Genomic DNA, 23,352 nt, shown 5'->3' with positions numbered 1-23,352 from the left:
GCAACTTGATCGGGAGCGGATAATCTACCATATTCCTCGCAGGCGTCCGGGCATGCCGTGCCCGGGGTGGCCACAGGCCCGCAAACGAAGGGGTTTCTGATATGGGAAGACACTATGACCTGCTGGCGCTCGGCGCCGGCGGCGGCGGGCTCTCGGTGGCGCAGCGGGCGGCGCAACACGGGGCGCGGTGCGCCGTCGTGGAAGCCGATGCGGACGCCCTGGGGGGCACCTGCGTGAACCGTGGCTGTGTGCCCAAGAAGATCATGTGGTTCGCCGCGGAGCTGGCGCGCACGATCGAGGACGCCAGCGCCTATGGTTTTGCGGTCACGCCGCAACCCTGCGACTGGTCGCGGCTGAAGGCCGGGCGTGACCGCTACGTGCGGGGGATCAACCACTGGTACAAGACCTATCTATCCGATTCGGATATCGATCTGATACCGGGGGCCGCGTGTTTCGCGGACCCGCACACCGTGGACGTGAACGGCGAACGGATCAGTGCCGACCATGTGGTGATCGCGGTGGGCGGTACGCCGGTCGTACCGTCCCTGCCGGGGGCGGAACATGGCATTACCTCCGACGGGTTCTTCGAACTCGCACGGCTCCCGCAGAGAGTCGCGGTCGTAGGGGCCGGCTACATCGCGGTCGAACTGGCCGGGATACTCAACGCGCTGGGCAGCAACGTCACGCTGCTGTTGCGCCGCGAACAATTGCTGCGCAGTTTCGATGCCATGCTGCGCGAGATGCTCATGGAATCCATGGTGGACAGCGGCGTCAATATCATCCCACGCGCGCAGGCCCAGTCCGTCCAGCGCAATGCGCAGGGCCGCCTGGACCTGAAGTGTGTCAGTGGGGAAGTCCTCGCAGACTATGATGCGCTGATCTGGGCGATCGGCCGGCGGCCGAACACCGGCCGGCTGGATCTGGCCGCGGCCGGCGTGCACGCCGATGAACAGGGTTACGTGCCCACGGACGCGTTTCAGAACACCAATGTCCCGGGCGTCTACGCGGTGGGCGACGTCACCGGCCGCCACGCCCTCACGCCCGTGGCGATCGCCGCCGCCCGTCGCCTGGCGGACCGGTTGTTCGGCGGAAAACCCGAGCGCCACCTTCCCTACGAGCATATCCCGACCGTGGTGTTCAGCCACCCCCCGATCGGAACCATCGGGCTCACCGAGGAGCAGGCGCGCGCCGAGCATGGTGACTCGGTCAAGACCTACCAGAGTTGTTTTACGCCGATGTATTACGCACCGATGGAGGGCCGGCATCAGGCCTGCATGAAACTGGTGACGGTGGGCGCACACGAGCGCATCGTCGGGTGCCATCTTATCGGACCCGGGGCGGACGAGATCTTGCAGGGCTTCGCGGTGGCGATCCGCATGGGCGCCACCAAGGCGGATTTCGACGACACGGTGGCGATCCACCCGACCAGCGCGGAGGAACTCGTGACCATGCGCTGAGGGCTTGTGCCGCGGCCTCCCCGGGGGAGGCCTGGTGGTTGCGTGCGCGCACCGGCGCCGGGCGGGTCAGGCGGTAGCGCGTTTGCGCAAGTGCAGCATACCCCACGCCAGGTAACCCTTGCGGCCGCCGTCGACCCAATGCTGCAGGCCCTGGCGCATCCGCTCCAGGTAGTCGCGGGAACATTCCCGCGCGAGGTCCTCGTGGTGGGCTTCGAGTTCAGCCTTCACGCGGCGGTAGTGATTGACCAGGTGCGGGGTCTGGTCGACCATCCGGATCTCCTCGAAGCCGATGTCCCGGGCCAGGCCCCGGTAGCCGGCAAACGAGCCGAGGCTGTCGAGGTGGATGCGGTCCAGGATCGGTTGCAGCACGCCACCCGGACAGTCGTCCGACTGCATGGGATCGGTAAACAGAAACTGCCCCCCGGGGCGCAGTACGCGGTGGATTTCCTGCAGCACGCGTTGTTTGCGACCGCTGTGCAGTATCGCGTCCTGTGACCACACCAGATCGACGCTGGCGTCCCGCAAAGGGATGTCCTCGAACGCGCCGTCTATCACCTCGATCCGCTCGTCCAGACCCTGCTGACCGTTCAGGTGGCGGTTACGTTCGTTCTGACGCACGCTCAGGTTCAGGCAGCTCACGCGGCACCCGTACTGGCGCACGAGCCACCGTGCCGCGCCGCCGTAGCCGGCGCCCACGTCGAGTACCCGCGTATCCGCGTCCAGCTCCTGCACCATGGCCGCCATCGCCTCGACCGTGCGCCGGCTGGCGTCGACGATCGGCTCCTCGGGGTCCTGGTAGAGGCCGATGTGTATGTCCTCACCGCCCCATATCCGCGCGTAGAAACCGTCCGCGTCATCACTGTCATAATAGTCCCGGGCGATGTCGGTGAGATCGGTACACGCGTTCATGAGTCCTCTCCCTCCTGTTCGTCGTATTCGCCCTGATACCGCTTGGACGCGACGTGGACGAAGAAGTCCGGTTCCTCCGTCCGGTAGGTTTCCTGGAAATCCCCGTAGGTCTTGACCTCCTGGAAACCGACTTCCTGCATGAGCCGGCGCACGTAGGCCTTGCGCAACGGAAACATGTTGAGATGGAAGACCGACTTGTCGGGGAATTCATAACGGAACCGGGCGAGCCCATCGTCGATGTGTTCGGGCTCGGCGCGCACGTTCTCCCCACAATAATAGAAGGTGTGCTTGGTGGAAAAGCCCTGGTCCAGGATCGCGTCGTAGTTGCGTTGATCCAGGATCAGCACCCCGTCGTGGCGCAACGCGGCGTAGAATTCCGCCAGCGCCTTGCGCCGGTCACGCTCCGAGAACAGATGTGTAAAGGAATTCCCAAGGCAGATGATCGCGTCGAATTTGCCGTGCACGTCGCGGTTGAGCCAACGCCAGTCGGCGTTCACGATACGCAGGATATGGCCGTTGCGGCGCCCGTTCTCGAACGCCTTCACGAGCATCTCGGGGCTTCCGTCCACGCTGGTCACCTCGAAGCCCGCGCGCAACAGGCGTAGCGAGTGGAAGCCGGTGCCGGTTGCGACATCGAGTATCTTGTTGGCACCGCGGCTCTTGAGTACGTCGATGAAGAACCGGCCCTCGCTGGACGCGCGCGCGTCCCAGTCGATCAGATCGTCCCACTTCTGCACGAAGCTGTGCACGTATTCCTCGGTGTAATGACCAGTTTCGCGGACCCGCAGCGGGTTCTGGCCGAAATCCTGTGCGCTCATGACGTCTCTCCGGAATACCATAGTGTTTGGCGTGTCAATGCGATTGGGCCGGCCGGAACCCATGCGCGGCCGGCGCAGCCGGGATGCAGTGAGTTTCGGGCCGGCCGTGGCCGATGGACACGATGCCGGATTCCGCGGCGGCAATGTGCCGGGGACGTGGGATCCGTGACCGCGCCGCTGACCGGCGATGTCGTCACTGGTGCCAGGGGCGAGCCGCCAGGGCGGCCCGTGCGCGTACGACAGTTTCCGTGTTCTAGGCGGGTCACGGGATTGGTAGCCCGGTGACCTGGTGCGGTGCAGTCGGCTGAACGGCCTCCAGGGGCCCAACAGGCGCGGCCCACGGCAAATACGCCGCTTTTCGAGCCCGTTTACCGTAACCGATCACGCCGGACGAGGCAAGTTTACCGCGTGACGTGGGACCATCGGCGACGCCATCACGGCGAATCAAGCGCGTATCCCGCGAATCGGCGTGTTCACCGCCAGCAATGTGTTCACCGCCAGCAATCAGCGCCGGCGCGGCCAGGGCACAACGGTGTGATCCGACGTACCGCTTCGGTACGCGCGCCGGCCGCTGCCGGCGGACCGCGGGTTGCGGCTGCTGGTGCCGGTCACTATAGTGGGGCCATTCCTCCCGCCCTGCTCCCATCCGGTGAAACTTCGTGCGCCACGCGAGCGAAATCGTCGTAGAAGGCGTTTCAAAGGTGTTTGGCCCGCGCCCGCGACGGGCACTCGTGCGCATGCGGGAAGGCGCGGACCGGGAGACGATACGCCACGAGCTGGGACTGGTGGTCGGCGTACAGGACGTCTCGTTGCGGTTCCCGGCCGGCGAGGTCTCCGTGATCATGGGGCTTTCCGGCAGCGGAAAATCAACCCTGTTGCGACTGTTGAATGGTCTGCATCGTCCCACTGCGGGGACGGTCATGGTCGCTGGCGCGAATTTGGCAACGCTGGGGCGGCGCGCGCTCGTGAGCTTCCGGCGCCGCCAATTCGGCATGGTATTCCAGCGTTTCGCGCTGTTACCCCACCGTACGGTGCGCGCAAACGTCGAATTCGGACTCGAGATACAGCGCCTGCCGAGGGAGCAGCGGCGAGTGAAGGCGATGGAGGCCATCAGCCTCGTCGGGCTGCAAGGCTGGGAGGAGCGCTATCCTGACGAGCTGTCCGGCGGCATGCAGCAACGGGTCGGTCTCGCGCGCGCGCTTGCGGTTTCGCCCGAGATCCTGCTGATGGACGAGGCTTTCAGTGCGCTGGATCCACTCATCCGGGCGGAATTGCAGAATGAGCTGCTGGCCCTGCAGGCACGCATGCGCAAGACCGTCGTTTTCGTCACCCACGACCCGGATGAGGCCCTGAAGCTGGGCGACTGGATCGCGATCATGCGCGATGGCGCCGTGGTGCAGGCCGGCAGACCCGAGGAGATCGTGGCCCGCCCGGTGGACGACTACGTCGCGGCCTTCGTGCAGCGGGTGGATCGGACCCGGGCCCTGACGGCCGGGGCGGTAATGCGCGAGCGCGGTGGCGCGGTCCGCACCGGGGACGACCCCGCCGCAGTGCTCGAACGACTCCGGCGTGATGATCTGCCCGGCGTGTGCGTGGTGGACGAAAACGACCGGCTCTGCGGTGCGCTGGGGAGGGAGCGGCTCTCCTCGTTGGTGGCGGGCGGCGTACGGCGTCTGGATCGCGGCATGCTGCGCGCGGCCCATGCGGTCCCGTCCGACACGCCGCTGGCGGCCGTGCTGCGCATCGCCGCACAAGGTGGCTGCCCCATCGCGGTGGTGGGGCCGGATCAATGCGTCCGGGGTGTGATCTTCGATCACTCGATTATGGCGGTCCTGGCGGGCCAGCCCCAGCCCCCCATGGGGGAGGCGGTGAGACGTGCCGACGGTGTGGCATGAGCGCCGGGCCGACGCAGGCATTGCTGCCGTTCAGTGTTCCGGTAGGTTCCTGGGCCGAGCACGCAGTCAACTTTCTGCTCGATCATTACGACGCGCCGTTTCAGCATTTCAGCGCCGCGCTTTACGCCATGATCGCGGCGCTGCAGGGCGCCTTGCTCGCCGTTCCCGCGCCGCTGATGATAGGCCTGCTCGGGCTGCTCGCGGGCTGGTCGGCCGGCCTGCGTGCCGGGCTGTTCGCCATTGGGGGGCTCCTTTTGGCGCATAACATGGGCCTTTGGCATTCCACCGTGACGACCTTGGGTCTGGTGGTTTCGGCCGAAGTGCTGGTGCTTGTCGTGGGCCTGCCGCTGGGGATCCTGGCGGCCCGGAGCGATCTTGTCGATCGCGGACTGCGTCCGATGCTCGATCTCATGCAGACCATGCCCGCCTTTGTCTACCTGATTCCGGCGGTGATGCTGTTCGGACTTGGTTTGGTGCCGGGTGTGATCTCCACGTTCATTTTCTCCATCCCGCCGTTGATCCGTCTGACCAACCTCGGTATCCGGCAGGTGCCCGCGGATCTGGTGGAAGCATCGGAGGCCTTCGGCGCCACCTGGTTGCAGACCTTGGCCAAGGTCCAGTTGCCCGTGGCGCTGCCCAGTATCATGGCGGGCGTCAACCAGTCGATCATGCTTGGACTGTCCATGGTCGTGATCGCCGCGATGATCGGGTCGGGCGGACTCGGCAAGGAGGTCCTGGAAGGGATCACCCGGCTGCAGGTCGGTTCGGGCTTCGAGGCCGGACTTGCGGTGGTGATATTGGCGATCGTCCTGGATCGTATCACCCAGGGTATCGGAGTTCGGAAACGACGGAGGCGGTAGATGCGGCACCGGAATTGGATTGCGCGTCTGATGTTACCCGCGGCGTTGCTGGGGCTCTTGGGTCCATGGCCGGGTCTGCCGGGTACGCGCGCGTGGGCGGCGGAGCGCCCCACGATCCGGATCGGCTACGTGCAGAGCTGGTCTTCCAACGTGGCTTCCGCAAACCTCGTCGCCGCCGTCATACGCGAGCGGTTGGGTTATCCCGTTCAGCTGGTATCGCTGGACCCGGGACCCATGTGGCAGGGTGTCGCGCAGGGGGACCTTGATCTCTCCGTGTCCGCCTGGCTGCCTACCACCCATCAGGCCTATTACGCCAAGCTGTGGACGAAAGTAATCAATCTCGGGCCTAACCTGTATGGGACGCGGATCGGGCTCGTGGTGCCCGACTATGTCGGCATCGACCGGATCGACCAGCTCAACACCGTGAAGAACCGGCTGCGCGGGCGCATCATCGGCATCGACCCGGGCGCCGGGATCATGATGAAAACGCAGGCGGCGATCAAGGCCTACGGTCTCGACTATACCCTGGTGCAGAGTTCGGGAGCCGCGATGGCCGCGATGCTTGCACGCGCCGAACGTCACCACCGCTGGATCGTGATCACGGGTTGGACGCCCCATTGGATGTGGGCGCGCTGGAAGCTCAAGTACCTGCGCGATCCGAAGGGGGTCTATGGGCGCGGCGGACACATCAACACGATCATCAGCACGCAGCTGCCGGATAAGGCCATGCCGGTGGTCCGATTCCTCAAGCGCTTCGTCTGGACGCCCGGGCAGATGAACCAGGTGATGATGATGGTGCGCAAGGGCATGAGCCCCGCCGCCGCAGCCCGCAAGTGGCTGCAGCGCCACCCCCGCGAGGTTGCGGATTGGGTTCCCGCGTCGGCGCACATGCAGTCCGGGGCCCCAGGTTCAGGGCGCTCGCCCTAAGCGCCGCGGATCAGCCGCGCTGCTGACGCAGCGCGGCGATCACGGGCGCCGTGTCCGGGCGCACCGAGCGCCACAGCGCGAAGGATTCGGCGGCCTGCTCCACCAGCATGCCGATGCCGTCCATCGTCAGCCGCGCGCCTTTTCCCGCCGCCCAGCGCAGGAACGGGGTCGGCGCCGCGCCGTACATCAGGTCATAGCACACTGCGTCGGCCACCGGCAGCGCGTCCGGCAGCGATGGCCGCGCACCCTGGATTCCCGCTGAGGTTGCATTGATGATCAAGGTGAACCGTTCGTTACCCAGTGCGTCATACCCGCACGCAGTGACCGGTCCCAGTGCGCGCGCCCCCTCGGCCAGCTGACGCGCGCGCTCCGGGGTGCGATTTGCGATCACCAGCCGCGCCGGACGCTGTTCGAGCAGGGGGGCCACGATACCGCGCGCGGCGCCGCCGGCACCCAGGAGCAGGATCGCGGCGTTGCGGAGGTCCACGCCGTGATTGGTCACCAGGTCGCGGACCAGTCCCACGCCGTCGGTGTTGTCCCCGTAGCGCGTGCCATCGGGTCGTAGGACCAGTGTATTGACGGCGCGCGCCTGCTCCGCGCGTTCGCTGCGTTCCCCCGCCAACTCCCACGCCAGTTCCTTGAACGGAAGGGTGACGTTCGCGCCTTTCCCCCCCGCATCATGGAACGCGGTGATCGCCAGCGCGAACCCGTCATGGGCCGCGAGTATGGCCTCGTAGTGGACCTGCTCACCGGTCTGTTCAGCGAAGCGCCCGTGTATCCAGGGAGAACAGCTGTGGGCCACCGGATTACCGAACACGGCGTAGCGGTCGGGCGGGGTATGCGCGGTGCCAGCGGGCATGCCGGCGCTTCAGGCCTCGCGCAACCACTGCGCGGCGCGCAAGGCGAAATACGTGAGTATCCCGTCAGCCCCCGCGCGCTTGATGGCAGTGAGGGACTCGAGCGCACAGGCTCGTTCATCGAGCCATCCGTTGCGCGCCGCCGCCATCAGCATGGCGTACTCACCGCTTACTTGGTAGACGAACGTTGGAGCGCCGAACGCGTCTTTGAGCCGGCGTACGATATCCAGATAAGGCAGACCAGGCTTGACCATCAGCATGTCCGCCCCCTCGTCGAGATCGAGGGAGGCTTCCCGGAGCGCCTCGTCGCTGTTAGCGATATCCATCTGATAGCTGCATTTGTCACCTCCTGCGAGCGACGCGGCGGAGCCCACCGCGTCCCGAAACGGCCCGTAGAAAGCGGATGCGTACTTGGCCGAGTAAGCGAGAATGCGCACGTTGCGATGGCCCGCCGCCTCCAGGGCGTCGCGGATGGCGCCGATACGTCCGTCCATCATGTCCGACGGCGCCACCACGTCCGCTCCGGCCGCGGCATGGGATAGGGCCTGTTTTACCAGGACCTCGACGGTCTCGTCGTTGGAGACATACCCGTTGTTGTCCAGGAGCCCGTCCTGACCATGCCGCGTGTAGGGATCCAGGGCCACGTCGGTAATGACGCCCAGTGCGGGAAACGCCTCTTTGAGGGCGCGCACCGCCCGCTGCATCAGGCCATTCGGGTTATACGCCTCGTGGGCGTCGTCGGATTTGGATTCGTTCGGTGTCACTGGAAACAAGGCGAGCGCCGGTATCCCGAGACGCGCCGCCTGCGCGGCGTCCTTCAGCAGTTCCTCAATACTGACCCGCTCGATGCCGGGCATCGAGGGGACCGGCGCGCGCGCGGGTCCGCCGTCTAGCACAAACACGGGGTAGATCAGATCGCCGGCGACGAGCCGGGTCTCCCGCATCAGGCGCCGGGAAAATTCGTCGCGGCGCATGCGCCGCATACGAATCCTGGGGTAGCCGCCTCGTCCGGTATCGTTGCTCATATTACCGCGCCCTGGCTGTCCTACCCGCTCGCGAACCGCGTTCTGCCGCCCGCCGGGCGACGCTTGGATGGTAGGGATGATATCATTTCCAATCAACGACCACACCGAGCGCAGGGCTATGCCGGTACTTGATGACATCCGCCACGGACCGAACCACGAGATCCGGAGCCCGGTTCTGGATTCCGAGGCATTGCCGCTCGCCGCTTGGTACGCGCGGCCGCTCAATACCGATGAGGCCTGCGCGCTCCAGGCCGCGATTCATGCGCGCCTGCATCACGTGCGCGCCGGGCCGCGGCTCACGTTCGCATGGCTGCTCTGGCGGTTGGTGGCCCGGTTCTGGCTGGGCCGCTCGGTGGAGGCGGATCGGCGCAATCTGCCGACCGCGGCCCGCGACGGCCGTGAACAGGCCTTGGGTGTCCTGGTGTACGGGCAATTGCAAATGAGCCGCAAGCTGCGGGGCGCGTCGGAACATCTGGATGCGGGCTTTCATGCGCTGGTGCCGTGGCTGACGGCGACAGAGTATTTCCGCGTACTGAACCGCCATGAGCGCCTCAGCCACTTGGTCCTTGGCCCGGTCCCCGCACCGGCCCAGGACCTCGCTACGCTTATGCTGGAGGCGGCTGTAATCCGCCGTTTGGCGGGGTCTGTTGCGCAGCGTCCCCAGCGCGGCGCATCCCGAAGTGCCACGGCTGGATGATTGCAGCCTGGTCGCGGCTGCGGGTTATCGATTTCACCCCCGCGGGACCGGGGGGACACGGAGCAAGGAGACCGGATATGAACGAACCCTATGGAATCGGCAAGACCGTCGACGCGTCCTTCCCCGACGCGGTAGCGCGGGTGACTGAGGCACTCAAGACCGAGGGCTTCGGGGTACTCACTGAAATCGACGTGGCTCAAGCGCTCAAGGAAAAGCTGGGCAAGGAGATCCCTCCCTATACGATCCTCGGCGCCTGCAATCCGGCCCTGGCGAGTCGTGCGCTGGAGGCCGAGCCCTCCATCGGATTGTTATTGCCATGTAATGTGGTAGTCCGTGAGACCGGGTCGGGCCGGTGCGTCGTGGAGTTCATGAATCCGAATGCGGTGCTGGATCTGGTGCAGCGCCCGGAGATCAGCGCACTCGCGGTTGAGGTCCGCCAGCGTCTAGACCGGGTACTGAATGCCCTCTGATCCCGCCCGTATCCATTGACAGTCGTCCCCGTGCACACCCTCTCCATGGTCGGAGTTCCGGTGTGCTGCGGAATGAAACCCGCGCGACGCACGTCTCAATCCAGGTATGGTCGAGATCCAGAGCGCTCCGCGATGGCGACCGCCGTTGTCGGAATTTCTTACGCCTAGGGCCTCGTGCCACTGACGATAAGCCATTGAGCAACGGTTGAAAGACCAACGGCTTGCGGCGCGATGCCACTGGACGCAGGCATAACGTCCTTGAATGGGCGTCGGTTTTTTTTACATCCATGGTTCCCACGGTCCACCGTGCGTGGTAGGTGGCATGGATTTCGGCCGGATAAAGAGCGACTTGGTAATCGTGGCCTGAATTTTGCTTTCCATAAAAATTGAATTTGCCCGGCCGTGTCATGAGCCGGATCCCGCGGAAGCGGCGGGCGCATAACAACGACGCGTATCGCGCACCAGAGGAGGGAGCCATGGGCCTACGCACGCGGCGGATGCTGACGCGCGGTGTCCTGGTGGCGGCGTCTGTGTTGTCCACATGGGCGTGGGGTGCGGTGCCAGGGCCAGTACAGATGGTCCTGCAGATGGGACACGCGCCCGCCGTTCGGCAGCAGCTGGATGCGGTGCGCGGCGCGGATGGTGGCTACACCTACCGCTGGACGACCCACGGCCCCGGGTGTTGCGATTCCTCCGGTGAATTGACGATGGCCCGGGATCTGGGTCTGCATCTGATGTTCACTCTGGGAAACGATACTTCCGGTCCGAAGGAGTACCGTGCGACATTTTCGGTGCCGGTACCCGAGGACGTGCGGCCCCCCGCGCAGATTGTCGGTCGATTGTCTGGAACAGTTTCGGGCCCGGGGCGTGATCCGTTGCTCACCTCGGTGGACCGCAGCCCGATTTTCACTGCCATGCTGAACGGGGTTCCCGTCGCGACACTGTTCAGTCCCCCCTACGTATTGACCGGGGCCGGGACCCTTGTGTTGCCGGACCGATCCTTCGGGGGACGCAATGCGTATCCCGGTAACGGACCGGCGCAGCGCACCGCTGGCCTGCGCCTGCGCTTCCAACTTGGCGCCGGGGGCACCGTTCGGTTCGTCACCCGATGGCAGGTGGTTCCGCCACCGTTTCCGGTGGCGGTATTGCTGGTCGGAGTAGCGCTGCTGTGCCTGTTGGTGCTGGTGCGCCAGAGTCGTCAAAGTCGCCAGAATCGGCGGGGCCTTGCGGTCCGGCCGGCGTCGGCCGACCGCCTCCGCTAACCCACAACCCGCGATTCCTAATATAATTTTTTCACCACGCCGGGCTACAAACCGATTCAAGGTGAAGCCCTTGCTGCCGCTAAGGTAGGAACCCAGCTTCCCGTGCTTCCAGCGGCCCAGGGACCTTACCGGCTTGCAACGCATCCTGGTTATCGAGCGATCCGCTACCCTGCGCCACGCGTTGGGCAAGCATCTGTGCGACCAAGGCTACCAGGTCGATCATGTGGGGGCCTATGACGCAGGGTTGGACAGGCTGCGTCGTCATCGACGGGACGGAACCGACTATTCCGGGATCGTGGTGGGCTGGCCCACCCATACCGACCCCCAGGCCGACGAGTTCCTGTCGCTCCTGGAGGACCCCGACGGTAGGGCGATCGCGGTTCTGGTCCTGGCGCATGAAACCGGTACGGCGTTGCGCGAATGGGCGGCCAACCGTCCCGGAACCGCCCTGGTGCTGTGGGACAACTACGGTGAGGCCGGCGTTTCACTCTCCAAGCTCCTGACCCCGCCCGTCCCGTCGGTTGCCACGGATCAATGTGCGGAGAAGGCTATCCGCATCCTGTTTGTGGATGATTCACCCAGCGTGCGTGGCTTGTTCCGGCGCCTGCTGCGCGGTAAGGGCTACCGTACCGAGACCGCCTGCAGTGTCGCTGAGGGAATGGAGCTGGCGCTCCAGAGCTCTTTCGATATTGCCATCATTGATTATTTCATGCCGGAAGCCACCGGCGATGTGCTTTGTCGCAAGCTGCGGGAACATCCGCAAACCCACCATATCATGAGTGCCATTATTACCAGTACCTATCTGGATCAGGTGATCAAGGACTGTCTGGACGCGGGCGCTGTGGACTGCATGTTCAAGAGTGAGGCCAACGAGCTGTTCCTGGCGCGGGTCGCCGCCATGGAACGCACGATCCGGGTACAGCAGTCGATCGAAGCGGAGCGTCAACGTCTCGCGGGGATCTTGAGTTCGGTCGGCGAGGGCGTCTATGGGGTCGATCCGTCCGGCTCGATCACGTTTATAAACCCCGCCGCGCGCCAGATCCTGGGCTACCGGGATGAGGATCAATTGGAGGGAAAAGAGCCCCAGTCCCTGTTCCATTATGCCGATGAGCGAGGGATGCCGATTGAACCGCGAACCTGTTTTCTGCGCCGTGCCTACGAGGGAGGGAGCGAGATCCGGTCCTGGGAGACGGTGTTCTGGCATCGATCCGGGAAGCCGATACCGGTCGAATGTACCGTATACCCGCTGACGATACAGGATCGGCGCGAAGGTTCGGTCGTGGCATTTCGGGACATATCCGAGCGCAAGACACTCGAGGAGCGGCTGCGTTGGCAGGCGACCCACGACCCGCTCACTGAATTGCTCAATCGCCGCTATTTTGAGGAGCAGCTCGAACAGGAAGTCGCCCGGCTGAGGCGCAGTTCGGAGTGCAGCGCCTTGTTGTACATCGATCTGGATCGCTTCAAGTACATCAACGATACCGCCGGCCACACGGCGGGCGACCGGTTGCTGATCGAGGTCGCCCACCAGCTCCGCGGCCCGCTGCGGGAATCGGATTTCCTCGCGCGCCTGGGGGGCGATGAATTCGCCGTGATCCTCCGTAATGTCGATCCGGGCAGCGTCTACACGGCGGCCGATAAATTCCGGTCGCTCCTTAATCAGTACACCTTCAGCTACGGGGGGAAGCAGTACCGCATCGACGCGAGTATCGGCGTTGCGCTGATCGACCGGGACAGCCAGTCGCCGGGCGACGTGCTGGCAAATGCCGATATAGCCTGTCACATCGCGAAACAGACTGGGCGTAACCAGACCCATGTCTTCGAGGGTGAGCAGGACACCAAGAACACGATGGACCTGGAGTTGGGTTGGAATACCCGGTTGCGGGACGCGCTCCAGAACGACCAGTTCGTCTTGCACTACCAACCCATTGTCCCGATGGATGTAATCGGGGTGAGCGGTCTGCCTGACGAGCCCGACCAGCTTTGGCGCGCACTGGCCGGCCGCAGACGAATCGATCCGATCTATCTGGAGGTCCTGGTCCGGCTGAAGGGCCCGGATGGCGTGCTGATTTCTCCGCATGCCTTCCTTCCGACGGCCGAGCGGTTCAATTTCATGCACGAGATCGACGTATGGGTCATGACCCGCGCGCTGGAGGAACTCGTGCGCTGGCAGGCGCACGATCGGCGCGTCGTGCTCTCGATCAACCTCTCCGGGAGCATCCTGGACGACAAGTTCGTTCTGCCCTATATCAAGGGGATGCTGGAGGATCTTCGACTGGATCCCGGTTGCCTAGTCTTCGAGATTACCGAGACGTCCGCGATCCACAACCTGGAAGGCGCACGCCGATTCATCATGGAGCTCAGGAATCTCGGTTGCCGGTTTGCCCTGGACGATTTCGGGTCCGGGTTCAGCTCCTTCTCCCACCTCAAGCACCTGCCGGTGGATATCATCAAGATCGATGGATCCTTCGTACAGGATATGGCGCACGATCCCATCGACCGGGCCATGGTGGTGTCCATGAACGATATCGCCCATTCCCTGGGCCGGCGTACCGTCGCCGAGTACGTGGAGAGTGCCGCCATTTTGCGATTGTTGAAAGAGTGTGGCGTTGACTATGTCCAGGGGGACTATCTATGCCGACCCCTATCCTCGCTGGAGATCGCCGTGGGCGCCGGGAACCCGGCGGGCGCCGAGATTTTAACGTCAAGCCGCCGTCGAACCTAGCGCGCCCCGGTCCGTGGTAGCTGTGCCCATGAGCCGGCGGGCAAATCATTATTCATTTATTATTCAATGTTATACATGATTTTATGGCGATCGGAACCGAAGTTGGCATTGCCCTTGCAACTCTCGGATTACAAGGATGGATTTTCGGTACGGGTTCCGCCAGCGCTCAAGGACGGCAGAACCCCGCCGATAACGGAAGCACAGGATGCTTGTGGGCCAGGGGCGATGCCCCCTGCGTGCAGCTACCACGATCTTTAATCAAAGGGACTGAGAGCCGGGGTGCGTTGTTGGTGTCGTTGTGAATATCCGCCCGCAAGGCGGGGATCCTGAGACGCCGCACAGCCCCAATCCGTAGGAGTTCGCGTTTAAAGGCTCGGGGTCCTGCACGCAGTTTGGCCCACCGTATTCTCGGGGTGGTGAAAGTTTCGGTTTACTCCTCCTGCGCTAACTGCGCTTGCCCTGCCGATTGGCAGGGTTTTTTTTGCGAAAGCGCCGCGCCCCTGCCCCTGCATAACGCCGCAACCCCGGTCAGATCCAGTCACGGGGTTTGAGAAATTCCTCGTAGAGTTGGGCCTCCGGTGAGCCCGGATCCGGGGTCCATTGATACTGCCAGCGCACCCGTGGTGGAAGCGACATGAGTATGGACTCCGCACGCCCGCCGGACTGTAGCCCGAACAGCGTGCCGCGGTCGTACACCAGGTTGAATTCCACGTACCGGCCGCGCCGGTACAATTGGAATTCCCGTTCCCGTTCCCCGTACGGTTGTGCCTTGCGCCGTTGCACGATGGGCAGATAGGCGGAGAGAAACGTGTCCCCTACGCGCCGCGCGAACTCGAAACACCGCGCGAACGGCCAGTCGTTCAGGTCGTCGAAGAACAGTCCACCGATCCCGCGGGGTTCCGCGCGATGTGTGATATAGAAATACTCGTCGCACCATTGCTTGAATCGTGGGTAGACGTCATCGCCAAAGGGAGCGCAGGCATCCCGCGCCGTGCGATGCCAGTGGATGCAGTCGGCCTGATCCGGGTAGTAGGGTGTCAGGTCGAACCCGCCCCCGAACCACCAGACCGGCGGGGCGTGCGGGCTGTGAGTGACAAAATACCGTATGTTGGCGTGGGCAGTGGGCGCGTAGGGGTTGCGCGGGTGGGCCACCACGGAGACCCCCAGCGCGCGGAATCCGTGGCCCGCCAACTCCGGGCGCCGCGCACTGGCGGCCGCGGGCAGGGCCTCTCCATGCACATGGGAGTAGTTGATGCCCACCTGCTCGAAGACACTGCCCTCCTGCAGGATCCGGCTGCGTCCACCCCCGCCCTGCGCCCGTTCCCAGCGGTCTTCGCGGAACCGTCCGCTGCCGTCTTCCGCCTCCAGGGCCGTGCAGATGCGCTGCTGAAGGTCCAAGAGGTAGTGTTCTACGGAACCGGTGTTCTCTGGGGTCATGGCCGAGACATCTAAGCATGGCCGTACTGGCCAGCGCAACGTTCAGCCCGACCCAAAGCGCCTGTTGGACGGCGGTTTGTGCTACTGCGAAAGCGGTGTACCGGGTAATCTTTCCGACGGGCTTTGCTCAATCGCGACCGCAATTGGCCCCGTTCTTCCCTCGGGCCGCGCTACGAACCGCTGTGTGACCCGCGTCTAGCCACTACGCAGCGTGTGCCCGGTACGCCCGTCGCGGATCTCCGTGGGCCGGGGCCGGCCGCCGAGCGGCCCCGGAACGACACGGTTAACGTCGTGGCCGAAGCGCCGCCGCACCCCTAGCGCGCTGCGGGCGGGGGGTTGGCCGCTGCGGTTGGCGCTGGTGGAGACCAACGCGTGGCGGGACGCTCGGCATAGCGCCGCTGCCACGGGATGGGCGGTGACCCGGACCGCCAGGGTATCGTGGGCACCACGCAGATAGTCCGGGACCTCGGGACGGGCGGGCAGCAGCCAAGTCACGGGCCCAGGCCAAGTGTCTTGTATCCGTCGCCAAAGACGCGCTTCGAGCGGCAGCAGGAATGGTTCCAACTGGGCGAAGTCACTGGCGATCAGGATCAGTCCCTTGGCCATGGGCCGCGCCTTCAGCGCCAACACCCGCTGGACCGCCACCGCGTCCTGGGGGGCGCAACCCAGGCCATAGACGGCCTCCGTAGGATAGGCGATCACGCCACCGTTACGGAGCGTTCGGACCGCCTCACGCAGTTGCCAAGGATTCATGGAGGGGTAGGGTCGAGGGTATGGGCGGGTCCGGGTGCGCCGTTAGCGCTGATCGGCTGGATCGTAGCCGAACTCGCCATGCCACGACCCATTCGCCCAGTCGATGCGGCACCACTTCGGTACATAAGGACGTGGATCCGGTAGTGGAGTGGAGTCGTGGCGCAACGGCTTGCCTTCTCCCACGTCGCAGGTGCTGGCGACGGTGGCGCGGAACGCCAGATGCAGCATCGGGGAAACCGCCACAGCGGCCGCGTCCGGCTCCGCCTCGTGGAAGTGGAACCGTTTGGCCACCATGCAACTGAACAGTAGTTCCATTTCTGCGATCAGAGGCGCGGCGCGCTCCGTGGCCGCACGCTCCGCAGACGGGGTCAACACGAGTCGTACCGGCCGGTCGAACAGCTGTACCGTATGGTCCACCTTGCACCTCCCGGTCAATCCCGTTCGACGGTCGCCGATGCCGGCCCTAAAGCGCATCCGCTACGAGCGGACGCCTACTTGCTTAGTCGCAGGTCCCAAGGGAGACCTTACAGGGAGTCCGGCGTGCGTCTCGGTACCCACGGATCATTCGGACCGGATTTCCTAGGAGTGGTAACGTTCCTGGAGCTGACGGTCGGTATCACGCACCTTCTCGGCATTGGCCTGCCGGTCGTCCCGTAGTCGGACCGTCAGCTCCGGGTCCGAAATCGCCAGGATCTGGGCTGCCAGATAACCCGCGTTGCGCGCCCCGGCCTTGCCCACAGCTACGCAGGCCACGGGGATGCCGCCCGGCATCTGGACAGTGGAGAGCAGCGCGTCCACGCCCTGCAGCGGGCCGGAACTCAAGGGCACACCAACCACCGGCCGGGTGGTGAGCCCGGCGACCGTACCGGCCAGGTGGGCGGCCATGCCGGCTGCCGCAATGAACACCGCGCAGCCCCGTTGATCCGCGTCCTGTACGTATTCGTGAGTGGCGTCCGGTGTCCGGTGGGCAGAGGTGATCTTTACCTCGAAGGGGATACGCAAGGCGTTCAGCACGCTGAGCGTCTCCTCCATCGTTGGTAGATCGGAGCTGGAACCCATCAGAACGGCTACGAAAGGTTTGGCCATGGATCTTCCTAGAACGGAGGATGTAGGGATCAAAGTGTCCAAGATAGCCGGGTCATGACTGCGGGTCAAAGCCCGGTGCCCGCCCGGGCGCCCGGTGCCGGTCAGATTCTCAGCGGGACGCCGTTTTCCCTATCGACTCTTCCGATCCCTCCGCCTGATCGCTATCCATGGGTTCGGCAAACCCGCATTCCTTCCGCGGACACACCTTCTCGGTGCCCCGGCGCTTGGTAGTTTTCGCTGTGAGCATGGGCCAGCCGCAACTGGGGCACGGCTCAGCCAGAGGTTCGTTCCATACCGCGTAATCGCACTGCGGGTAGGTGGAGCAGGAATAGAAGATCTTGCCGTAGCGCGACTTGCGTTTGAGCATGGTGCCCTTGGCGCATTGGGGACAGCTGACCCCGGTGTCGGACGGTTTTTCCAGCGGCTCGATGAAACGGCATTTCGGATAGGTACTGCATCCGATAAATTTCCCGTAGCGTCCCCGGCGTACCAGGAGCGGCGACTGGCACTGCGGGCAGCTGCGCCCTTCTACAGCGCTGGTATCGGGCTCTTCATGGTTTCCATCCACGTCCCGGGTATAGTCGCAATCCGGGTACCCGCTGCAACCGATGAAACGGCCGCGACGGCCCAACCGTATGGTCAGCGGCTTGCCGCACTTGGGGCACGCCTCGTCCGTCGCCTCGGTGGTCGCCTCGGTCCGTGAGATATTCTTCTCCTTGTCTTTCACCAGTTCCTGGAAGGGCTTCCAGAACGCGTGCATGAGCGGAATCCAGTTCTTCTCGCCGCGCGCCACCGCGTCCAACTCATCCTCCAGTTTCGCCGTAAAATCGTAGTCCACGTATTGAGTGAAGTGCTGGCTCAGGAACCGCGATACGATCCGCCCCACGTCCGTGGGTTGGAAGCGCCGCTTGTCCAGCACCGCGTATTCCCGTTGCACCAGCGTCGATATGATCGAGGCATACGTGGAAGGGCGCCCGATACCGTATTCCTCCAGGACGCGCACCAGACTGGCCTCGGTGTAGCGGGGCGGCGGCTCCGTGAAATGCTGTTCGGGACGGATCTGCTCCAAGGCCAGGATGTCTCCCACCTGGAGCGGCGGCAGCAAGCGGTCTTCACTGTCCGCTTTCGCGTCGTCTACACCCTCCTGGTAGACCGCCATGAAGCCCGGATCCACGATGGTGGAACCGGTGGCCCGGAAGACGTTTCCTTCGCCGCAGGAGAAGTCGACGGCTACCGTATCGATGGTCGCATTGATCATCTGGCACGCTACCGTGCGTTTCCAGATCAGCTCGTAGAGCTTGAATTGATCCGCTGTCAGGTAGTCGTGGACGGACTCGGGTGTGCGGGACGCGGCGGTCGGTCGGATCGCCTCATGTGCCTCCTGGGCGTTCTTCGCCCGGGTCTTGTAGGCATGGGGGTCCTTGGGCAGGTTGTCCTTGCCGTAGCGCTCAGCGATCAAGGCGCGCAAATCCGCGATGGCTTCCTGTGCCAAATTGACCGAGTCGGTGCGCATGTAGCTGATCAGCCCCACCGCGCTGCCATCCACCTCCACGCCTTCGTAGAGCTGCTGGGCGGTGCGCATGGTCCGTTGCGCAGAAAAGCCCAACTTGCGGGATGCCTCCTGCTGGAGTGTGGAGGTAATGAACGGCGCTGCCGGGTTGCGCCGCCGCTTCTTCTTCTCAACGTTGGATACTATCAGCTTGCCGGCGCCCTGCTTTTTGAGCGCGGCATCGATCTTGTGAGCCGTCTTCTGATCCGAGATCGAGAACTGAGAGAGTTTTTCTCCGGCAAAATGGGTGAGCCGCGCGATGAACTTCTGAGCGTCCTTGGCCGTGTCGGCCTCTACGGTCCAGTATTCCTGGGGCGTGAATTTCTCTATTTCCTCTTCGCGCTCGACGATCAGCCGCAGTGCCGGGCTCTGCACCCGACCGGCGGATAGGCCATGGCGGATCTTTTTCCACAACAAGGGCGAAAGGTTGAAGCCGACCAGATAGTCCAGTGCGCGACGCGCCTGCTGCGCGTTCACAAGGTCCATCGACAGACCCCGGGGGTGTGCCACCGCGTCATTGACCGCGCGCTCGGTGATCTCGTGAAATACGACCCGGTGGATAGGCGTGTGTTCGAGGGTCTTTTGCTGCTTGAGCAGCTCGTAGAGGTGCCAGGAGATGGCCTCACCTTCCCGATCCGGGTCGGTGGCCAGATAGAGAGCGTCTGCGCCTTTCACGGCCTTGGCGATGGCGGTTACATGCCGGGCATTCTTTTCGATGACTTGGTACTTCATGGCGAAATCGGCGTCTGGGTCCACCGCGCCGCCTTTGGGCACCAGGTCGCGCACATGGCCATAGGACGCCAACACCTCGAAGTCCTTGCCCAGGTACTTCTTGATGGTCTTGGCCTTGGCCGGCGACTCAACGATGACGAGATTTTTGCCCATAGCTCACGATTCTGACGGCGGACGACCCGCGCTGGACTTTACCGGCACCCGCGGCGCGGCGCCAGGATTCTTCCGCGTGCCGTCCGACCCCGCCCCCGTATCGGCCGGACCCGCGATGGATTGAGGTTCCGCCGGAGGCGATTCCAGGTGCGCGGACGGGGGCTGGAGCGGAACGGCGGTGTGCGTTGCGAGCCGGAGACTACATTCAGGAACAAAGGGTTGCCTGAAGGCAACCGGGGAAATCGAGATTCCTAGTGGAGATAGCCCCCGGTGTTGTCGAACACCAGATCTTCCATCCATGCATACGCGGCCTCCTGGCCAGGCTGATTAAACAGGACCATCAGGGTGACCCACTTGAGCTGCTCCAGGTCGATCTCCTCGGTTTCCAATGCCATGGCCCGATCGATGACCAATTCCCGGTTGGCCGGCGTCAGGATGCCCATTTGTTCCAGGAACATCAAGAACCCACGGGCCTCCAGGTCGAGTTTCCGGACCTCCTGGGCGTTGAACAAACGTAGCGAATGGTAGGTCTGTACCCCTTGCAGGCTGTTCTCCTGGCGCGTCACCAAATCTTCCAGCCAGTCGAAGGCCTTTTCCACTTCGAGCGTGGGGAATCCCGCCTCCAGCAGCTTCCCCTGCAAAACCGAGCGCTCGGGCTGAAATTCCGTCTCGCTGTCGAGATAATAGTTCTCAAACAGGTACATCAGCACATCGAGCACGTTTTCTTTCATCGTTTAAAGCCCCTTCCCGGCCCGGAAATAGCGCCCGCCCGGGGCGCAGATCGCCAGGCCACGCAACTCCAATGCCAGCAGGATGGCGGAAACCGTCCCTGCCGTCAATCTCGTCCGGGCCACCACCAAGTCCACCGGGGCGGGATCGTATCCGAGCGCGTCCAGTACCCGGCGTTGGATCTCGTCCAGTTCTGGTGCAGGGGGGTGCAGGCGCGCAGCGGGGCCCGCGCCCAAGGCCGGCTGTGTCAGTTCTTCCAATATATCCTCCGCGGTTTCCACCAGCTTGGCGCCATCCCGCAGCAGTGCGTGACATCCCCTGGCAACGGGGTTGTATATGGAACCGGGCACCGCAAACACCTCGCGCCCCTGGTTGGCGGCGTGCCGGGCGGTAATCAGGGAACCGGAGCGCAACGCCGCCTCTACTACCAGCACGCCAGCACCGAGGCCGCTGATGATGCGGTTGCGGCGTGGGAAGTTCTCGCGCCGCGGCGGCGTGCCCATGGGGAATTCGGATACCAAGGCCCCGCGCTCGGCGATCCGCCGCGCGAGATCCCGGTTCTCCCTGGGGTAGACCTGATCGAGGCCGGTGCCTGCCACCGCCACGCTGAGTCCACCGGCATCCAAGGCGCCACGGTGTCCGGCGGTGTCCACCCCGCGGGCGAGGCCGCCGGTGATGGTGAGCCCCACCGCCGCCAGTTGTCCCGCAAGCTGATAAGCGATATCGCGGCCGCCCGGGGTCGGGTTGCGGCTCCCGACCACCGCCACTTGGGGGGTGGCGAGTACCGCCGGCGTGCCGGCCACGAACAGGGCCGGCGGCGGGTCGGCGATCTCACGGAGTGCGGGCGGGTAGCGCGAATCCTGCCAAGTCAGCAGTACATGGTGCGGCAACGCCAGCCAAGCGAGGTCCTGTTTGACCTTGCGCCAGTCGGGGTGTCTCAGATATGCCGCGCTGGCCGGGTCTAGCCCTGAGCGGCGCAATTCCGGGATCCTGGCGAGGACCCCGGATGCCGAGCCGCAGTGCTCCACCAGTCGGAGCAGGCCAGTGGCGCCGAGTCCGGGCGTGCGCACTAGCAGCAGCCACGCCGCGGTCTCCGATGCCGTGTCGTCCATGACTGGCTCCGTTCCGCGGTGACATCCATGTCAGTGGCCGCGGTCTGCCGGTCCGGCGGGGTGTCGGACCGGGGCTGAACCTCCGCGCGCTAGGGATTGCGCACGGTATCGTCCAGGTGGATGGCGCGTGTGGCGCTCATCACCAGGGCGTAGCTTACCCGCTCGAAGGGACGGAACACCATAAGTAGTCCTGCGCGTTCGTCAGGGAGCTGGACGGTCTTGCCCAGCCCGCCTTCCACGGTGTCGCGGATCCGCGCTCCGGTCTGGTAGATGGCCAGCACGTCTCCGACCCGGACCCCATCGCGGCGCCCCACATCCAGGACCACCACTTGATCCTGCCCGATCTGGGATACGCCGTGGAATACGGAAATGATCTGGCCGTCGACGGGCTGCTTCGGCGCGTGGGGCGTGAAGTTCTCTTCCACACGCTGATCGGTCAACGGAACCAGACGGTCGCCGGTCAATACCTCCTGGTTAACCCGTGTTAGGCGCAGGGTTGCCGGATCTCCGGGGGTGATCAGGGTCGCATCCGCCAGATGGATCGCTTCGTAGCCCAGGATCTCCTGGGTTTTCGGGTTGCGGTACACGCCCCCTTCCCGAACCACCGCATAGCGCCGGTGTGCCGGGTCAGTGAGCCGGCGTACGTAGATGCGGCTCCCGGAGGCGCCGACCAGATGCTCATTGGCGATCTCCACGACATAGGGCGCCGCCTTCAGTTCTCCCTTGGCCACTACGTCCGGCCGGGTCAGAAACGGGAGGATGGCGCTCATCGGAATGGTGGGGATCGCCTTGGGCAGGGGTTCGCGGCGCACCTCCGGATGGAGCGCCACCGTGCGTTCGCCGGCTGGCGCCGTGGTGGCTCCCGCCGCTGCGCGCCCCAGGCGCAACTGCGGCTTCCCGTTGACGTACGACAACACGATCACGTCACCCGGGTAGATCAGGTGGGGATTGCGGATCTGTGGGTTGACCGACCAGACCTCGGGCCACATCCAGGGGTCGCGCAGAAAGCGAGCGGAGATTCCCCAGAGCGTATCTCCCTTGACCACCACATACCGGTTGGGATGATCCGGCCGGAGCGTAACCGTGCCCGCCTGCGCGCCCCCACAGAGCAAAAGCACCAGACCCAGGGCAAGCCATCTTGTCATAGCCATACGTTGTGACCCCTCACGCGGCGGATCGCCGCAGTTTAACGCAAATCCCACACTCCATGAAGTGTGGCCAATCCACAGCAAAATCCGTATGATAGTTAGCGTCCGAGATCCCCTATGGTTTATGCCGCGGCCAAGCCCGGTTTGTGACGGATTTCACATGGCGCTCCTTCAGATCCTCCACTACCCCGATCCCAGGCTCCGCCACCGCGCCCGAGCGGTGGAACGGGTCGACGACACCATACGGCGTCTGATCGACGACATGCTGGAAACAATGTACACCGCACCCGGGGTCGGGCTTGCGGCGGTTCAGGTCGGAGTGGACTGCCGGGTGGTAGTGGTGGACGTCTCCGAGGACCACAGCGCGCCACTGGCCCTGGTCAACCCGGAGATCCTGACCCGGGACGGCGAGGAGGAAATGCAGGAAGGGTGCCTGTCGGTTCCCGGGGTCTACGAAACCGTGCAGCGCGCGCAGCGGGTTCGCTTCCGGGCCCTGGGCCGGGATGGGCGGCCCTTCGAACAGGAGGCCGATGGACTGCTGGCGGTGTGCGTTCAGCACGAGCTGGACCATTTGGACGGGCGCCTGTTTGTCGACTACCTCTCGGAACTGAAGCGCCAGCGGATCCGCAAGCGGCTCGAGAAGCAGCGCCGGCTTGGGGGCGATGTGCCCGCTGAAACCGGTCGTTCTCACGGAACGGTAATTTAGCGGCCGGCCCCGGATCACCCGCCGGCGGGCGTTACGCCCCTACTC

21 protein-coding genes are annotated in these 23,352 nt (G+C 64.4%); 9 read left to right on the top strand and 12 right to left on the bottom strand.

The window, feature by feature from the left end; genetic code table 11:
- The first annotated feature begins 101 nt into the window (after nt 1-101).
- Nucleotides 102-1,457 (top strand): glutathione-disulfide reductase, encoded by a 1,356-nt coding sequence (locus B7Z66_02570; GenBank protein ID OYV77891.1) that lies wholly within the window; start codon nt 102-104, stop codon nt 1,455-1,457.
- A gap of 66 nt (nt 1,458-1,523) precedes the next feature.
- Here the strand turns inward: B7Z66_02570 and B7Z66_02565 are convergent, their stop codons facing one another.
- Nucleotides 1,524-2,366, bottom strand: a complete 843-nt coding sequence (locus B7Z66_02565; GenBank protein OYV77890.1) for an SAM-dependent methyltransferase — start codon at nt 2,364-2,366, stop codon at nt 1,524-1,526.
- Nucleotides 2,363-3,184, bottom strand: a complete 822-nt coding sequence (locus B7Z66_02560; protein ID OYV77889.1) for an SAM-dependent methyltransferase — start codon at nt 3,182-3,184, stop codon at nt 2,363-2,365. The genes B7Z66_02565 and B7Z66_02560 overlap by 4 nt, the downstream gene beginning before the upstream one ends.
- 737 nt (nt 3,185-3,921) lie before the next feature.
- On the opposite strand from B7Z66_02560, the gene B7Z66_02555 reads away from it, so the two are divergent.
- From B7Z66_02555 to B7Z66_02545, 3 genes are read left to right on the top strand one after another with little or no spacing between them, the layout of a single operon-like run.
- Nucleotides 3,922-5,079: a hypothetical protein gene (locus B7Z66_02555; protein ID OYV77888.1), complete on the top strand. Its 1,158-nt coding sequence runs from the start codon at nt 3,922-3,924 to the stop codon at nt 5,077-5,079.
- Entirely contained in the window at nt 5,076-5,939 is an 864-nt protein-coding gene (locus B7Z66_02550) for a glycine/betaine ABC transporter (protein ID OYV77887.1), read from the top strand. The genes B7Z66_02555 and B7Z66_02550 overlap by 4 nt, the downstream gene beginning before the upstream one ends.
- Nucleotides 5,940-6,866 carry a hypothetical protein gene (locus tag B7Z66_02545; protein ID OYV77886.1) on the top strand — a complete coding sequence of 309 codons (927 nt, stop codon included), beginning with the start codon at nt 5,940-5,942 and terminating at the stop codon, nt 6,864-6,866.
- A 10-nt stretch (nt 6,867-6,876) separates the two neighbouring features.
- Here the strand turns inward: B7Z66_02545 and B7Z66_02540 are convergent, their stop codons facing one another.
- The gene (locus B7Z66_02540) at nt 6,877-7,725 is read right to left on the bottom strand and encodes a shikimate dehydrogenase (protein OYV77885.1); all 849 of its coding nucleotides are present in this window, start codon (nt 7,723-7,725) and stop codon (nt 6,877-6,879) included.
- 9 nt (nt 7,726-7,734) lie between these two features.
- On the bottom strand, nt 7,735-8,748 hold the full coding sequence (locus B7Z66_02535; protein OYV77884.1) for a delta-aminolevulinic acid dehydratase: 1,014 nt from the start codon (nt 8,746-8,748) through the stop codon (nt 7,735-7,737).
- 118 nt (nt 8,749-8,866) lie between these two features.
- Between B7Z66_02535 and B7Z66_02530 the strand changes: the two genes are divergently transcribed.
- The 4 genes from B7Z66_02530 (at nt 8,867) to B7Z66_02515 (ending at nt 13,902) form a co-directional block, all read left to right on the top strand.
- Nucleotides 8,867-9,445 (top strand): hypothetical protein, encoded by a 579-nt coding sequence (locus B7Z66_02530; GenBank protein OYV77883.1) that lies wholly within the window; start codon nt 8,867-8,869, stop codon nt 9,443-9,445.
- 77 nt (nt 9,446-9,522) lie between these two features.
- Entirely contained in the window at nt 9,523-9,915 is a 393-nt protein-coding gene (locus B7Z66_02525; GenBank protein ID OYV77882.1) for an ABC transporter ATP-binding protein, read from the top strand.
- 476 nt (nt 9,916-10,391) lie between these two features.
- On the top strand, nt 10,392-11,177 hold the full coding sequence (locus B7Z66_02520) for a hypothetical protein (protein ID OYV77881.1): 786 nt from the start codon (nt 10,392-10,394) through the stop codon (nt 11,175-11,177).
- Nucleotides 11,178-11,310: 133 nt separating this feature from the next.
- A complete protein-coding gene (locus tag B7Z66_02515; GenBank protein OYV77880.1) occupies nt 11,311-13,902 on the top strand; it encodes a hypothetical protein in 2,592 nt (863 codons plus the stop codon).
- Nucleotides 13,903-14,430: 528 nt separating this feature from the next.
- Here B7Z66_02515 and B7Z66_02510 read toward each other — a convergent pair.
- From B7Z66_02510 to B7Z66_02475, 8 genes are all read right to left on the bottom strand, one after another.
- Entirely contained in the window at nt 14,431-15,339 is a 909-nt protein-coding gene (locus B7Z66_02510; protein ID OYV77879.1) for a coproporphyrinogen III oxidase, read from the bottom strand.
- Between the two features lie 195 nt (nt 15,340-15,534).
- A complete protein-coding gene (locus B7Z66_02505) occupies nt 15,535-16,092 on the bottom strand; it encodes a threonylcarbamoyl-AMP synthase (protein OYV77878.1) in 558 nt (185 codons plus the stop codon).
- A gap of 42 nt (nt 16,093-16,134) precedes the next feature.
- On the bottom strand, nt 16,135-16,509 hold the full coding sequence (locus tag B7Z66_02500) for a hypothetical protein (protein OYV77877.1): 375 nt from the start codon (nt 16,507-16,509) through the stop codon (nt 16,135-16,137).
- Nucleotides 16,510-16,671: 162 nt separating this feature from the next.
- The gene (locus B7Z66_02495) at nt 16,672-17,178 is read right to left on the bottom strand and encodes a 5-(carboxyamino)imidazole ribonucleotide mutase (GenBank protein OYV77876.1); all 507 of its coding nucleotides are present in this window, start codon (nt 17,176-17,178) and stop codon (nt 16,672-16,674) included.
- 109 nt (nt 17,179-17,287) lie between these two features.
- Nucleotides 17,288-19,612 carry a DNA topoisomerase I gene (locus B7Z66_02490; protein OYV77875.1) on the bottom strand — a complete coding sequence of 775 codons (2,325 nt, stop codon included), beginning with the start codon at nt 19,610-19,612 and terminating at the stop codon, nt 17,288-17,290.
- A 251-nt stretch (nt 19,613-19,863) separates the two neighbouring features.
- Complete coding sequence (locus B7Z66_02485) at nt 19,864-20,343, bottom strand: hypothetical protein (GenBank protein ID OYV77874.1); 480 nt, start codon at nt 20,341-20,343, stop codon at nt 19,864-19,866.
- A 3-nt stretch (nt 20,344-20,346) separates the two neighbouring features.
- Complete coding sequence (locus B7Z66_02480) at nt 20,347-21,453, bottom strand: DNA protecting protein DprA (GenBank protein ID OYV77873.1); 1,107 nt, start codon at nt 21,451-21,453, stop codon at nt 20,347-20,349.
- 89 nt (nt 21,454-21,542) lie between these two features.
- Complete coding sequence (locus B7Z66_02475; protein OYV77872.1) at nt 21,543-22,604, bottom strand: hypothetical protein; 1,062 nt, start codon at nt 22,602-22,604, stop codon at nt 21,543-21,545.
- A 157-nt stretch (nt 22,605-22,761) separates the two neighbouring features.
- Here B7Z66_02475 and B7Z66_02470 point away from each other — a divergent pair, with 157 nt between their 5' ends.
- Nucleotides 22,762-23,307, top strand: a complete 546-nt coding sequence (locus tag B7Z66_02470; protein OYV77871.1) for a peptide deformylase — start codon at nt 22,762-22,764, stop codon at nt 23,305-23,307.
- Nucleotides 23,308-23,352: the final 45 nt, after the last annotated feature.

Source organism: Chromatiales bacterium 21-64-14 (assembly GCA_002255365.1).
Lineage (GTDB): Bacteria > Pseudomonadota > Gammaproteobacteria > 21-64-14 > 21-64-14 > 21-64-14.
The sequence above is the reverse complement of the archived record's forward strand: the minus strand, read 5'-3'. Positions and strand labels throughout refer to the sequence as shown.